Origin of the sequence: Streptomyces sp. NBC_01549 (assembly GCF_026339955.1) — a bacterium.
Lineage (GTDB): Bacteria > Actinomycetota > Actinomycetes > Streptomycetales > Streptomycetaceae > Streptomyces.
In genome coordinates, this window is record NZ_JAPEPW010000001.1 from 5,247,851 (window position 1) to 5,260,942 (window position 13,092).

The following is a 13,092-nucleotide window of genomic DNA, read 5'->3' on the forward strand; positions in this document are numbered from 1 at the left end:
GGCGTCCCGGTATACGGACGCCGGGTTGCGGGCGGAAGATCGTATGGCAGGATGCGGTATCAGGTCATGAGCGACAGCCATCAGGCCCCGGCCGGCTGTCCGGCAACCCTCCGTCCGTGGCGGGGTGCCCCGGGTGAAGACCAGGCCGTAGGCAGCGAGGTCTACGGCAAGCGCGGACCCCTCGAGAATCCCAGGGGTCCTGGTCGTTCGAGGGAGCCTTCTGTGAGCAAGCGAATGCGATAGGGCGTAGAGCCCCACTTCCGCGTCCCCCTTTTGCCTTTTCTCCCTGCGCCGAGCCGTGCGGGTGCACAGCGATACCCCCGTGCACCCGGCCCGCGCAGCGATTCCGCCTGCCTCTCACAGGAGCCTCGCCATGTCTGTCTCCACCGCTGCCGCCGACCAGACCGTTTGTGCCCCGCTGCCCGTTCTGGGCCGGGATGTCACCGTCCCGCTCGTGACCGGCGGCGAGGTCACCTACGCCGCGCTCGACTACGCCGCCAGCGCCCCCGCCCTGCAGCGCGTGTGGGACGACGTCGCCGCGTACGCCCCGTACTACGGCAGCGTGCACCGCGGCGCCGGCTACCTCTCCCAGCTGTCCACCGACCTCTTCGAGAACGCCCGCAGGACCGTCGCGGAGTTCCTCGACTGCCGAGGTGACGACCAGGTCGTCTTCACGCGCTCCACCACCGACTCCCTCAACCTGCTCGCCGCCACCCTCCCGGCCGACTGCCAGGTGTTCGTCTTCGAGACGGAACACCACGCCTCGCTGCTGCCGTGGAAGGACGCCCGGGTCACCTACCTCGACGCGCCCCGCACGCCCCATCAGGTCGTCACGGCCCTGGAGCGGGCCCTCGCCGACCGCGACCCCTACGGCCCGGCCCTCGTTTGCGTCACCGGCGCCTCGAACGTCACCGGCGAGCTGTGGCCGGTGCGTGAGCTCGCCGCCGCCGCGCACGCGCACGGCGCCCGTATCGTCCTGGACGCCGCGCAGCTCGCCCCGCACCACCCGGTGTCGGTCCGGGACCTCGACGTGGACTGGGTCGCCTTCTCCGGGCACAAGCTGTACGCGCCGTTCGGCTCCGGCGTGCTCGCGGGCCGCGCCGACTGGCTGCGCGAGGCCGAGCCGTACCTCGCGGGCGGCGGCGCCAGCCGCAAGGTCACGCGGCGGACGGACGGGGGAGTCGACGTGGAGTGGCACGAGAGCGCCGCCCGCCACGAGGCCGGCTCCCCGAACGTCATCGGCGCCTACTCCATCGCCTCCGCCTGCAAGGCGCTCACCGAGGCCGGCTTCGACACCCTGGTCGCCCGCGAGCGGTACCTGATCGCGAAGGTCCGCGAGGGTCTCGCCGAGGTCCCCGAGGTCCGTGTCCTCTCCCTCTTCGGCGACGACGCCCCGCGGGTCGGTGTCATCTCGTTCGTCGTCGAGGGGTGGAACAGCTCGCACTTCGCGGCCGCGCTGTCCGCCGAGTACGGGATCGGGGTGCGGGACGGTCTCTTCTGTGCCCACCCGCTGGTGCGGACGCTGCTCGGCAGTGATCCGCAGACGCAGGGGGAATGCGGGGCGCCCGAGGCGGCGCCGGGGGAGAAGTCCCTGAACGCGATCCGTGTCAGCTTCGGGGCCGGTACGCCCGACGAGCACGTGGAGCGGTTTGTGCGGGCCGTGAAGGAACTGGTGCGGGACGGGGCGAAGTGGAACTACCGCACGGAGGAAGGCCGCTGCGTTCCGGCGGTCTGACGGCGCGGGCGGTACGTGGGGGCTCGGCACCTTGTCCTCGCCCCCGCCGCCCTTACCCGTCCCGTCCCCTGGGGCTCCGCCCCCGGACCCCCAAAAGATCGCGCAGTTCCCGGCGCCCCTGAAAAGGGGTGCCTAGCTGTCGAGGCCGATGGCGAACGCCGCCTCCAGGTCGTGCTGGGAGTACGTGCGGAAGGCGACGTGGGTGTCGGTCCCCTCGACGCCGGGGATCTTGCTGATCTTGCCGGGGATGACGTCCGCCAAGTCGTCGTGGGCCTTCACCCGGACCATGGCGATCAAGTCGTACGTACCGGTGACGGAGAAGACCTCGCTGACACTGTCCAGCGCGGCGATCGACTCGGCGATCTCGGGGATCCGGTCCACGCTGGTCTTGATGAGCACGATCGCGGTGATCACGGCTGGTTTTCTCCCTCGGGGGCTGCTGCTGGGGTTTTCACTCTAGTCGGCCGCCCGAACCGCACCCACGCGTAGACGAACCCCAGCGAGAAGCCCACCAGGTGGGCCAGATAGGCGACACCGGGGCCCGAGGGGCTGCGGCCCGCCGCCAGCCATTGCAGGGTCACCCAGAAGGGCAGCACGACCCAGGCGGGGAAGCGCAGCGGCAAGAAGAAGAGGAACGGGAAGAGACTGGTCACCCGGGCCTTGGGGAACAGGTACAGGAACGCTCCGAGGACCGCGGAGATCGCCCCCGAGGCGCCGACCAGGGTCTGCTCGGAGCCGGAGTTGGCGATCGCGTAACCCAGCAGGGCGAGGTATCCGCAGACCACGTAGAAGACGGCGAACTGGACGTGGCCCATGCGTTCCTCGGTCATCGCTCCGAAGACGTAGAAGAAAAGCATGTTGCCCAGGAGGTGGAGCCAGCTGCCGTGGATGAACAGGGCCGTGGCCGGGGTGAGCCAGGCGCTCGGGATCCCGTCGAAGAGCTCGACGGGGATCACGCCCCAGCGCCGGAAGTAGGTCCGCTGGGCGACCACCAGCGCGTCCCCGGTGCCGAACGACGGATTGAGTCCCGAGGCGGGACCGATCAGGAAGATCAGGCAGCACACGAAGATCAGTCCGTACGTCACCGGCGCGGACTGGCCGCGCATCGTCCTACCGACCGCGGTACCCCAGGTGCTGATCATGGAACAGAGCATGACGTAACCGGACCGATGTACACAGAGTGCCTCGCCGCTGCGGACGGCCGAGCGTCGAGTACCCGCCAGGCCGTAGGGTAACGAGCCACACGCACCAGAGACTGGCGCTGGACGGACACTAGAAGGAAAGCGACTGCCACATGACGGTTCCCCTCCCGACCGCCGAGACTCGCTGGCGCTGCACACTCTGCGGCAACCTCACGCGATTCGACGTGACCCGCTCGTCCAAGGTCGTCGAGTATGTGCACCTCGACCTGGCCGGTGAGCCGAACGTCGAGGAGCGCAAGGTGGTCAGTGAGACCATCGAGTCGGTGCGCTGCCGATGGTGCAACGCGGTGGATCAGGTGGAACTGGTGGACAGGCCGGGCGCCGGCTCCTGAGGGAGCGGGCTCCGCACAGACATTGGGGTGACGGATGGTGGAGACCACAGGCGGGGAGCCGGACGACGGCGCCGCTGAGGTGCTCGACCGTCCGCTGCCCGACGGCGTGCGCCGACGGGTCGTGCAGATCGTGTCGGACGGGTTCGGCGGTTTGACCGTCGCGGAATTGCCCGCCCAATTGCGGCAGTATGCGCGGTTCGCTCCCAATCGGCGGGCGAAGTTCGCCGGCAACGCCATGGCCGCCGCGCTGGAGACCGACCCGCTGTTCCGTCAGCGTATCGCCGAGAAGCTCAGAGAGGCGCAGCCGGAGCTCACCGGCGCCCTCGACTCGGGCGCGCCGCCGCCGGCCGCGGATCCCCTGGACGTGGCGGCCGCGGCCTATGTGCTGCGCCCCACGGGCTGGGTGAAGCTGGTGACCGCCGCGGGCGAGGAGGCCCTGCGGGCGGACGCTGAGCGCGCCGACGACGAGAGCCGGGCGGAGCTGGAGCGGCTGCGTGAGGAGCTAGCGCACGCACGCGGGCAGACCAAGGCCGAAACCGAGCGGTTGCGCACGGAGTTGGAGTCCGCGAAGAAGGAAGCGGAATCGCTTCACCGCAAGCTGCGCGGAGCCCTCAGTGACGTCAAGCGGGGCGAGGCTGCGCTGCGCAAGCTGCAGGGTGAGATGGACACGGCGCGGGCGGAGGGGCAGGCCCAGGTGTCCGCCGCCGAGAGCGAGACCCGGCGGCTCAAGGCGCGGCTCTCGGAGGCCGAGGCGGCCCTGGAGGCCACCCGCAAGGCGGCGCGCGAGGGGCGCAGCGTCGAGGACATGCGCGTACGGCTGTTGCTCGACACCGTGCTGGACGCGGCGCAGGGGCTGCGCCGGGAGCTCGCGCTGCCGCCCGTGTCCGTACGGCCCGCGGAGACCGTGGACGCGGTCGAACCGGGGCGCATGACGCCCAAGGACATCGCAGCCCGCGCCCTGTCCGAGAACGATCCCGCGATCCTCGACCAGCTGCTCGCGCTGCCGCAGGCGCATCTGGTGGTCGACGGCTACAACGTCACCAAGACCGGCTATCCGCAGATGCCGCTCGAGAAGCAGCGACTCAGACTCCTGGGGCAGCTGTCGCAGCTCGCCGCGCAGACCGGGGCCGAGGTGACGTGCGTCTTCGACGGGGCCGAGCTGGCGGCGCCCGTGCTGCTGGCGCCGCCGCGCGGGGTGCGGGTGCTGTTCTCCAAAGCGGGTGTCACGGCGGACGAGTTGATCCGCCAGCTGGTGCGCGCCGAGCCGCCCGGGCGGCCCGTCATCGTCGTCTCCACCGACCGTGAAGTGGCCGACGGGATCGCCAAGGCGGGGGCCCGCCCCGTCGCCTCCGTGGTGCTTCTCAAGCGCTTTTCGCGCGGCTGAACCGGCGACTGAATCGCCGGTCGGCGATCTGTGCTGTGTGTCCCAAAAAGCCCGTACGCACCATGCGCAACATCCAGGCGTTGTGCCCGAATTGGCGAGACCTTCACGCAACGTAGCGTCAGTCCCACGTCACTGCATGTGAGTTGAGTGCAAAGAATGCGCTGGGCGACAAAGAATTTTCAGGTTTGGATTTGAACTGATCACAGGAAGGTCACTAGGGTCTGGGCTCGAACCTCCACTCGGGTGATCACTCATTGGGAGTGACGGTGGGGGGACACCGCCCGTCGGCGTCTCGGCAGGCGGCTGAAGGAAGAAGGAGCTCGCCTTCGTGGCGTCCCACCGTCGACCCAAGCAGCCGAGCCGCACCCGTGTGACCGTGCTCACCACAGCCGCAGCCGCTGCCGTTGTCCTCAGCGCCAACGCCGCCAACGCCGCGCCCAGCGAGAAGCTGAACAAGGACGAGGTCAAGAGCAAGGTCGACAAGCTTTACGAGGAGACCGAGCAGGCCACCGAGAAGCTCGACGGGGCCAAGGAGAAGCAGGACAAGCTGGAGAAGGAAATCAGCACCCTGCAGGACAACGTGGCCCGCGGCCAGGACGAGCTCAACGCCCTGCGCGACGGCCTCGGCACGATGGCCAGTGCCCAGTACCGCACCGGCGGCATCGACCCCTCCGTGGCGCTCTTCCTCTCCTCGAACCCGGACGACTACCTCGACAAGGCGTCCGCGATGGACCAGCTGAGCAGTCAGCAGGTCGAGGCGCTGAAGAAGGTCCAGGAGAAGCAGCGTTCGCTCGCCCAGCAGCGCCAGGAAGCCTCCGCGAAGCTCAAGGACCTCTCCGACACTCGCACGGAGCTGGCCAAGCAGAAGAAGACGGTCCAGACCAAGCTCGCCGCGGCGCAGAAGCTCCTCAACTCCCTGACCGCCAAGGAGAAGGCGGCTCTCGACGAGGAGCAGAACCGTGCCACCCGCGCCAGCGAGCGCACGGTCCTCGACGGCAACACTCCGACTGGTTCCGGCCGGGCCGGCGCCGCGTTCTCCGCGGGCCAGACCAAGATCGGTACGCCGTACGTCTACGGCGCCACCGGCCCCAGCTCCTTCGACTGCTCGGGCTTCACCTCCTGGTCGTACGCCCAGGCCGGTGTCTCCATCCCGCGTACCTCGGAGGCGCAGGCGAACTACGGCACCCGGATCTACTCGCAGAGCGATCTGCAGGTCGGTGACCTGGTCTTCTTCTTCGGCGACCTGCACCACGTCGGTCTCTACGCGGGCAACGGCCAGGTGCTGCACGCCCCGCGCACCGGAACGGTCGTGCGCTACGAGTCGATGAGCACCATCGGCGGAGCGTTCCAGTTCGGCGTCCGGGTCTGATCAATCGCACACTCGCCCGTACCTGCATCCTTCGGGGTGGAGGTACGGGCGTTTTGCGTTGAGTGGCCCGGAGAGGCGCGGAACCAGGGCTAGAGTCGCTCCGTCTCACGGCGGAGTTGTGGGACCTACCGCCGGACGGGCGGGAAGTGACGCCTGTGGAGGCCCGCGTAAGACCGATCTCCCCGGAGACCGGCAAGGGCCTGTGAAGCAGGAACCCGTGGTGGTGCCGCGTAGCGGTGCGGACCGGAATCTCCAGCCTGCGGGGTTGGCGAGGGCGTCAATGTCTGGCGCGTTTCCCCCGGAACTCGGGGGACCGTCAGCGTCCGTCAAAGGAAAGGGAGAGCGGCTACTCGTGGGGTCCCATCGCCGCCGTCCACCGTCCGGGTTCGACCGGGGCGTCAGTGCCACGGGCATCGCCGGCGTCGCCGTGACCGCGATGTCCGTCGCGGCCGCCGCCCTCGGGGCCGTACCGGCCGCCGCAGCACCGAAGGACGACACCCGGGCCGAGGTGGACCGCCTGTACATCCAGGCGGAGAAGGCAACCGAGGCGTTCAACAAGGCCGACGAACGCGCAGGCGCCCTGCGTAAGGAGGTGAGCACGGCACAGGACCGCATCGCCCGGCAGCAGGAGCGCATCAACACCATGCGGGACGCGCTCGGTTCGCTCGCCGGGGCCCAGTACCGCGCGGGCGGCCTCGACCCCTCCCTGGCGCTGCTCTTCTCCGACGACCCCGCCGAGTACCTCGAAAAGGCCGCCGCGCTCGACCGGATCAACGCCCACCAGGCGGGCGAGCTCACGGACCTCCAGCTCGCCATGCGCGACCTCGCCCAGGAGCGCGACGAGGCGACCGCCAAACTCGCCGAGCTGGAGAAGAGCACCAGGGCCGTCGCCCTGCACAAGCGGACCGTCGAACAGAAACTGGCCAAGGCGCGCCGACTGCTCAACTCGCTGCCGTCCGCCGAGCGCGCCGCCTACGACCGGGCCTCCCGCACCGAACGCTCCGACGTGCCCGAACTCGGCGGTGTCACGCCCGCCTCGGGGCGCGCCGCCGCCGCCCTCGCCGCGGCCCGCTCCGCACTCGGCCGCCCCTATGTGTGGGGTGCCAACGGGCCCGGCGGATTCGACTGTTCGGGCCTCATGCAGTGGTCGTACCGGCAGGCGGGCATCGGTCTGCCTCGCACCTCCCAGGAGCAGCGGTACGCCGGACGGCACGTGTCGCTCTCCCAGGCCCAGCCCGGCGACCTCATCACCTACCGCTCCGACGCGAGCCATGTCGCGATGTACGTGGGCAACGGCCAGGTGATCCACGCGCCCTATCCGGGTGCGCCGGTGCGCTACGACCCGGTGGGCATGATGCCCATCTCGTCCGTGACACGGGTCTGACCCCCGCGCCCGGGCGCCGTACGATCGGGAACGTGGCTGGTCGAAGGCGTGCGTCGCGGGCGGGGTGCTCTCTGGTGCTGCTGCTCGCCGTGCTGGTGGGCTGCGGCGGCGGGCCGTCCCCGGACACCGCGTCCGCCGATGTGCAGCGGGTCCTCGACCGGCGGGCGGCCGCGGTCCTGGACCACGACGAGTCGGCGTACCGGGCCACCGGGGAACCGTCCGGTTCGACCGCGGAGTTCACCCGGCTGCGCGCCGTCCCGCTGGCCGCCTGGTCGTACCGACTGACGGACCTGCGCCGTTCCGGCGACCGCGCCACCGCGGACGCCCAGCTGCGCTACCGCATCGAGGGCTACGACAAGGCGCCCGTCACGGCGGCCCGCACCCTGATCCTGGCGCGCGACGGCGGGACCTGGCGGGTCTCCTCCGACGTGCCCGCCAAGCGCGCCAGCCAGCAGCTGTGGGAGCAGGGGACGGTGACGGTCGTACGGGGCGCGCACAGCCTCGTCCTGGGGGTCGGGCAGTCCGGTGAGCGGCTGCGCGCGTACGCCGGCCTCGCGGACCACGCCGTGCCCGCCGTGACGGGGGCCTGGGGCGCGGACTGGGCGGGGCATGTCGTCGTCCTCGTACCGAAGTCGCTGGAGGGCATGGCGGGGCTGCTCGGGGCGCCCGCGTCCGGGTACCGGGGCATCGCGGCGGTCACCACCGGAGAGGCGGGAGGCACGGCAGGCGCGCCCGCGGACCGGATCATCGTCAATCCCGACGCGTACGGCCTCCTCGGCGACTTCGGCAAACAGGTCGTGCTCACCCATGAGACGACGCACGTGGCCACCCGTGCCCACACCACCGCCGCCACGCCCCTGTGGCTCTCCGAGGGCTTCGCGGACTGGGTCGGCTACCGCGGCAGCGGCCGTACGGCGACGCAGGCGGCGCCGGAGCTGGAGCGGACCGTGCTGGACGGGCACGTACCGGCCGCGCTGCCGGACGACAAGGACTTCGGGTTCACCGGGGACGCGGCACGGCTGGCGCGGGCGTACGAGGGCGGCTGGATGGCCTGTCGGCTGATCGCCGACCACTGGGGCGAGGTCCGGCTGAACGAGTTCTACCGGGCCGTCGGCGACCACAAGAAGCGGGCGGGGGCCGTCGAGGGCGCGCTGCGGGACGTGCTGCACACGACGCCGAAGGCGTTCTCGCAGCAGTGGCGCGCGTACCTGAAGGCGCAGCTCGGCTGAATCAGCACCCCGTGGTGTCCGGTTGGGCGACGGACTCGGGCCGGCCACTCCCGCTGCGCCTCGCCGGTCGCCCGGCTCGCCGTCAGGAGGAGCTCAGGGGCTCCTTGGTGCGGGTGGCCTGAGCGGGCAGGGTCGGAGCCGGCTCGGACACCGTGGCCCGCCACAGTTCGAGGGCGGCGAGCAGGGCCGCGATCACCAGCAGACCGTTGCGCAGGAAGAGCAGGGTGATGCCCAGCCGGTCGCTGCCCACGACGTGCGAGAACCAGATCGGGAACTCCAGGACGGTCACCAGGCACGCGGCCAGCACCAGTCCGACCGGCACGGTCATCCGGCTGCGCCGGAAGCACAGGCAGACCGCGCCGATCCCGACCAGCCACACCATGTACTGGGGGCTGATGACGCGGCTCGTGGCCGTGAACATCAGCACCGCCACGAACGCGGCGTCGGCGAGCGTGTGCGGCCGGAAGCGCTGGGCGCGCAGCCGCCACAGCAGCAGCCAGGCGAAGGCGATCGCGGTGAGCGCCAGGGCCAGCCTGCTCACCACGTCGACGTACGGGCCCAGGAACTCCACCGAGCCGTAGTTGAGCAGCACCTGACCGTCCCAGCCGAAGTGCCGGCCCACATGGAAGACGAGGGAGCCCAGTGACTCCACCTCGGTGCCCCGGTCGCGCTGGAAGGTCAGGAAGGAGAAGGCGCCGGGCATCGACAGCCCGAACAGCACCGCGATCCCGCCGGCGGTGACCGCCGCCGCGGCCCACGCACGCCGCTTCACGGCCCCCAGGAGCAGGAGCGCCGGCCACACCTTCACCAGCGCCCCGAAGCCCACCAGAGCGCCCATCACCCGCGGATGGCGGGCTCCCGCGAGGAGCGCCGCGACCGCCAGGGCCGTGACCATCACGTCGTAGCGTGCGTAGACGGTCGGTCCGAGCAGCGGGACGCCGATCACCCACACCCACGCGCCGCGCAGCGTCTTGCCGGGGCGCCGGCCGGCGTAGTGGAGCAGCGCGTACACCACCAGGTCGGCGACGAAGGCCAGCAGGAAGAAGGCGTGCGCGTAGTCGAGGAAGGGCAGCAGGCCGGGGGAGAGGATGGCGAGCGCGGCGGCCGGCGGGTACTGCCAGGTGACGTCGTCGAGCGGGAAGGTGCCGGTGCGCAGGATCTCGTACCAGCCCTGGTAGATCACCGAGACGTCACTCGTGACGTCCGGGCCCGGGAAGACGAACACCTTGAAGACGAAGAGCAGAAGCATGAGCCTGGTCAGGCCCCAGGTTCCCAGCGACGCGTACGGAAACCTTTCCCCCCGTGTGCCCTTCATGCTCACCTGGCCCTCGTTCGTCGGCTGTCTGTGCGGTGGTGCGGTGGTGCGGTGGAGACGCAGTGCGGTCGTGCGGTTGTGCGGAAACATGATGACGCGCCGGGCTGTGCGAGGCCCATGAAGCACGGCCGTACGCGGCTGTGACCACCGACGGAATACAGCTTCGCCGCTGTGGACCGCTCGCGTGGGGATTCGAAGGTTTCGGTAGTGTCGAACGCGATGCACAAGACCCTGATCGTGACCAACGACTTCCCGCCCCGCCCCGGCGGTATCCAGGCGTTCCTGCACAACATGGCGCTACGACTCGATCCCGAGAGGTTCGTAGTCTACGCATCCACGTGGAAGCGGAGCCCGGAGGGCGTCGAGGCGACGGCCGCCTTCGACGCCGAGCAGCCCTTCACCGTCGTCCGAGACCGAACGACGATGCTGCTGCCCACACCGGGCGCCACCCGGCGCGCCGTCGGGCTGCTGCGCGAGCACGGCTGTACGTCGGTGTGGTTCGGGGCGGCGGCCCCGCTCGGCCTGATGGCGCCCGCGCTGCGCAGGGCGGGAGCCGAGCGACTGGTGGCCACCACGCACGGCCACGAGGCGGGCTGGGCCCAGCTGCCCGCCGCACGGCAGCTGCTGCGCCGTATCGGCGAGTCCACCGACACGATCACCTACCTCGGCGAGTACACGCGCTCGCGCATCGCGTCCGCGCTGACGCCCGAGGCAGCCTCCCGTATGGTCCAGCTGCCTCCGGGGGTCGACGAGGAGACCTTCCACCCCGGCTCGGGCGGCGACGTGGTCCGAGCCCGCCTCGGCCTCACCGACCGTCCGGTGGTGGTCTGTGTCTCCCGCCTGGTCCCGCGCAAGGGCCAGGACACGCTGATCCTCGCCATGCCCCGCATCCTCGCCAAGGAGCCGGAGGCGGTGCTGCTGATCGTCGGCGGCGGGCCGTACGAGCAGGACCTGCGCAAGCTGGCGTACGACACCGGGGTCGCCGACGCGGTCCGCTTCACCGGTGCGGTGCCCTGGTCGGAGCTGCCGGCCCACTACGGCACGGGCGACGTCTTCGCGATGCCCTGCCGCACCCGCCGGGGCGGCCTCGACGTCGAGGGCCTGGGCATCGTCTACCTGGAGGCCTCCGCGACGGGTCTGCCGGTCGTCGCGGGCGACTCGGGCGGCGCCCCCGACGCGGTCCTCGACGGCGAGACGGGCTGGGTGGTCCGAGGCGATCTTCCGGATGATTCCGCCGACCGCATCATCACCCTCCTCGGCGACCCCGAACTCCGCCGCCACATGGGCGAACGGGGAAGGCGCTGGGTGGAGGAGAGATGGCGCTGGGACCTGCTGGCGGAGGGCTTGAAAGAGTTGCTCTAGGTGCGCGACCGGCCACAAATCACCCGTACTCTCCCCACTCGTCGCAGCGTCCCCTGAAAACCCGGCAAAAAGCCTAGGCGGAAGCAAATAATCCGCCGATGCTGCGCACATGACAGAAAAACTGACTCATCATCAGATGAGTAACCGTCAGCTGATAAACCGTCACCTGACCAGACGCCAGATCCTGGGCATGGTCGCCCTCCAGACGGCCGCCGCCGCCGGCCTCACCCGCGTAGGCCTCCAGTCCGCCCACGCCGCGGAGCCCGCCGCGGTCGACACCGCGCCCGCCATCGTCATCGGATCGGGCTACGGCGCCGCCGTGGCCGCCCTCCGCCTCGGCCAGGCCGGCATCCGCACCCTCGTCATAGAGATGGGCAAGCTCTGGAACACCGCCGGCTCCGACGGCAAGGTGTTCTGCTCCACCAGCGCCCCCGACGAGCGCTCGATGTGGTTCCGCACCCGCACCGAGGCCCCGCTCGCCACCTTCCTCTGGCTGGACGTCGTCAACAAGGACATCGGCCTCTACCCCGGAGTCCTGGACCGGGTCCACTACGACAACATGTCGGTCTACGTCGGCCGAGGCGTCGGCGGTGGCTCGCTGGTCAACGGCGGAATGGCCGTCACGCCCCTCCAGACGTACTTCTCCGAGCAGTTCCCCACGGTCGACGCCGCCGAGATGTACAACACCTACTTCCCGCGCGCCCGCACCATGCTCGGCGTCAACACGGTCGATCCCACCTGGTTCGAGTCCACGGAGTGGTACCAGTTCACCCGCACCTCCCGTAAGGCCGCCGCCAACACCGGCCTGAAGACCACCTTCGTCCCCAACGTCTACGACTTCGCCTACATGCAGCGCGAGGCCGCCGGCACCGCCACCAAGTCCGCACTCGCGGCCGAGGTCATCTACGGCAACAACTACGGCAAGAAGAGCCTCGACAAGACCTACCTCGCGGCGGCGCTCGGCACCGGCAACGTCACCATCCACACCCTGGAGAAGGTCCGGGCGATCAGCCGGGCCACGGACGGCACGTACACCCTGACCGCCGACCGGATCGACAACACCGGCGCGGTCGTGGAGACCAAGCAGTACAGTTGCACGTACCTCTTCCTGGGCGGCGGCAGCCTCGGCACCACCGAACTCCTCGTCCGGGCCCGGGAGACGGGAACCCTGCCCGCCCTGGACGCGAGCGTCGGCACCGGCTGGGGCACCAACGGCAATGTGATGACCGGCCGCGCGAACCACATCTGGGACACCGTCGGCGCCAACCAGGCGACCATGCCCGTCATGGGCATCGACGACTGGGCCAACACGGACAATCCCGTCTTCGCCGAAATCGCCCCGATACCCACGGGGTTGGAGACCTGGATCAGCCTCTACCTCGCGATCACCAAGAACCCGGAGCGCGCGTCCTTCACGTACGACGCGGCGACGGACTCCGCCAAGCTCGGCTGGACCGCGGCGCAGAGCACGGTCTCCGTCAGCATGGCCAAGAAGCTCTTCGACCGGATCAACTCGGCCAACGCGACGATCTACCGCTACGACCTCTTCGGCAACAACAAGACCTTCGCCGACGACTTCTGCTACCACCCGCTGGGCGGCTGCGTGCTGGGCAAGGCCACGGACAGCTACGGCCGCGTGAAGGGCTACCCGCACCTGTACATCACCGACGGCTCGCTCGTGCCGGGCTCGATCGGGGTGAACCCGTTCCTCACGATCACCGCGCTCGCCGAACGCGGCATGGCGCGGATCCTCGCCGAGGACACCGCGCCATGAGAACCG

At 70.2% G+C, this 13,092-nt stretch carries 11 protein-coding genes and 1 riboswitch; of the genes, 8 read left to right on the forward strand and 3 right to left on the reverse strand.

Features of this window, described 5'->3' with window-relative positions; translation table 11 throughout:
* Nucleotides 1-62: 62 nt before the first annotated feature.
* Nucleotides 63-179: riboswitch (SAM riboswitch) on the forward strand.
* 194 nt (nucleotides 180-373) lie between these two features.
* On the forward strand, nucleotides 374-1,735 hold the full coding sequence (locus OG819_RS23325) for an aminotransferase class V-fold PLP-dependent enzyme (RefSeq protein ID WP_266651069.1): 1,362 nt from the start codon (nucleotides 374-376) through the stop codon (nucleotides 1,733-1,735).
* 132 nt (nucleotides 1,736-1,867) lie between these two features.
* On the opposite strand, the gene OG819_RS23330 is transcribed toward OG819_RS23325, so the two are convergent.
* The gene (locus OG819_RS23330; protein ID WP_054231546.1) at nucleotides 1,868-2,149 is read right to left on the reverse strand and encodes an Lrp/AsnC family transcriptional regulator; all 282 of its coding nucleotides are present in this window, start codon (nucleotides 2,147-2,149) and stop codon (nucleotides 1,868-1,870) included.
* Nucleotides 2,146-2,877: a rhomboid family intramembrane serine protease gene (locus tag OG819_RS23335; protein ID WP_266414740.1), complete on the reverse strand. Its 732-nt coding sequence runs from the start codon at nucleotides 2,875-2,877 to the stop codon at nucleotides 2,146-2,148. The genes OG819_RS23330 and OG819_RS23335 overlap by 4 nt, the downstream gene beginning before the upstream one ends.
* Nucleotides 2,878-3,029: 152 nt before the next feature.
* On the opposite strand from OG819_RS23335, the gene OG819_RS23340 reads away from it, so the two are divergent.
* The 5 genes from OG819_RS23340 (at nucleotide 3,030) to OG819_RS23360 (ending at nucleotide 8,635) form a co-directional block, all read left to right on the forward strand.
* Complete coding sequence (locus tag OG819_RS23340; RefSeq protein ID WP_054231545.1) at nucleotides 3,030-3,269, forward strand: hypothetical protein; 240 nt, start codon at nucleotides 3,030-3,032, stop codon at nucleotides 3,267-3,269.
* A gap of 34 nt (nucleotides 3,270-3,303) precedes the next feature.
* Nucleotides 3,304-4,653, forward strand: coding sequence for an NYN domain-containing protein (locus OG819_RS23345; protein ID WP_266624142.1), 1,350 nt, complete (start codon nucleotides 3,304-3,306; stop codon nucleotides 4,651-4,653).
* 328 nt (nucleotides 4,654-4,981) lie between these two features.
* Nucleotides 4,982-6,022, forward strand: coding sequence for an NlpC/P60 family protein (locus tag OG819_RS23350; protein ID WP_266624141.1), 1,041 nt, complete (start codon nucleotides 4,982-4,984; stop codon nucleotides 6,020-6,022).
* A 352-nt stretch (nucleotides 6,023-6,374) separates the two neighbouring features.
* Nucleotides 6,375-7,406: a C40 family peptidase gene (locus OG819_RS23355; RefSeq protein WP_266651070.1), complete on the forward strand. Its 1,032-nt coding sequence runs from the start codon at nucleotides 6,375-6,377 to the stop codon at nucleotides 7,404-7,406.
* Nucleotides 7,407-7,438: 32 nt separating this feature from the next.
* Nucleotides 7,439-8,635, forward strand: coding sequence for a hypothetical protein (locus OG819_RS23360; RefSeq protein WP_266624137.1), 1,197 nt, complete (start codon nucleotides 7,439-7,441; stop codon nucleotides 8,633-8,635).
* Nucleotides 8,636-8,717: 82 nt separating this feature from the next.
* Here OG819_RS23360 and OG819_RS23365 read toward each other — a convergent pair whose 3' ends face one another.
* Entirely contained in the window at nucleotides 8,718-9,950 is a 1,233-nt protein-coding gene (locus OG819_RS23365; RefSeq protein WP_266624136.1) for a glycosyltransferase family 87 protein, read from the reverse strand.
* 219 nt (nucleotides 9,951-10,169) lie between these two features.
* Here OG819_RS23365 and OG819_RS23370 point away from each other — a divergent pair, with 219 nt between their 5' ends.
* Together OG819_RS23370 and OG819_RS23375 are read left to right on the forward strand one after the other, a co-directional pair.
* Nucleotides 10,170-11,312, forward strand: a complete 1,143-nt coding sequence (locus tag OG819_RS23370) for a glycosyltransferase family 4 protein (protein ID WP_266651071.1) — start codon at nucleotides 10,170-10,172, stop codon at nucleotides 11,310-11,312.
* Between the two features lie 190 nt (nucleotides 11,313-11,502).
* Nucleotides 11,503-13,086 carry a GMC oxidoreductase gene (locus OG819_RS23375; RefSeq protein ID WP_266652822.1) on the forward strand — a complete coding sequence of 528 codons (1,584 nt, stop codon included), beginning with the start codon at nucleotides 11,503-11,505 and terminating at the stop codon, nucleotides 13,084-13,086.
* Nucleotides 13,087-13,092 lie beyond the last annotated feature (6 nt).

Excerpts from the sequence above, each read along its gene's own strand:
- OG819_RS23325 (WP_266651069.1), top strand. The coding sequence starts at position 374 with ATGTCTGTCTCCACCGCTGCCGCCGACCAGACCGTTTGTGCCCCGCTG.
- OG819_RS23335 (WP_266414740.1), bottom strand. The coding sequence starts at position 2,877 with ATGATCAGCACCTGGGGTACCGCGGTCGGTAGGACGATGCGCGGCCAG.
- OG819_RS23340 (WP_054231545.1), top strand. The coding sequence starts at position 3,030 with ATGACGGTTCCCCTCCCGACCGCCGAGACTCGCTGGCGCTGCACACTC.
- OG819_RS23345 (WP_266624142.1), top strand. The coding sequence starts at position 3,304 with ATGGTGGAGACCACAGGCGGGGAGCCGGACGACGGCGCCGCTGAGGTG.
- OG819_RS23365 (WP_266624136.1), bottom strand. The coding sequence starts at position 9,950 with ATGAAGGGCACACGGGGGGAAAGGTTTCCGTACGCGTCGCTGGGAACC.
- OG819_RS23370 (WP_266651071.1), top strand. The coding sequence starts at position 10,170 with ATGCACAAGACCCTGATCGTGACCAACGACTTCCCGCCCCGCCCCGGC.
- OG819_RS23375 (WP_266652822.1), top strand. The coding sequence starts at position 11,503 with ATGGTCGCCCTCCAGACGGCCGCCGCCGCCGGCCTCACCCGCGTAGGC.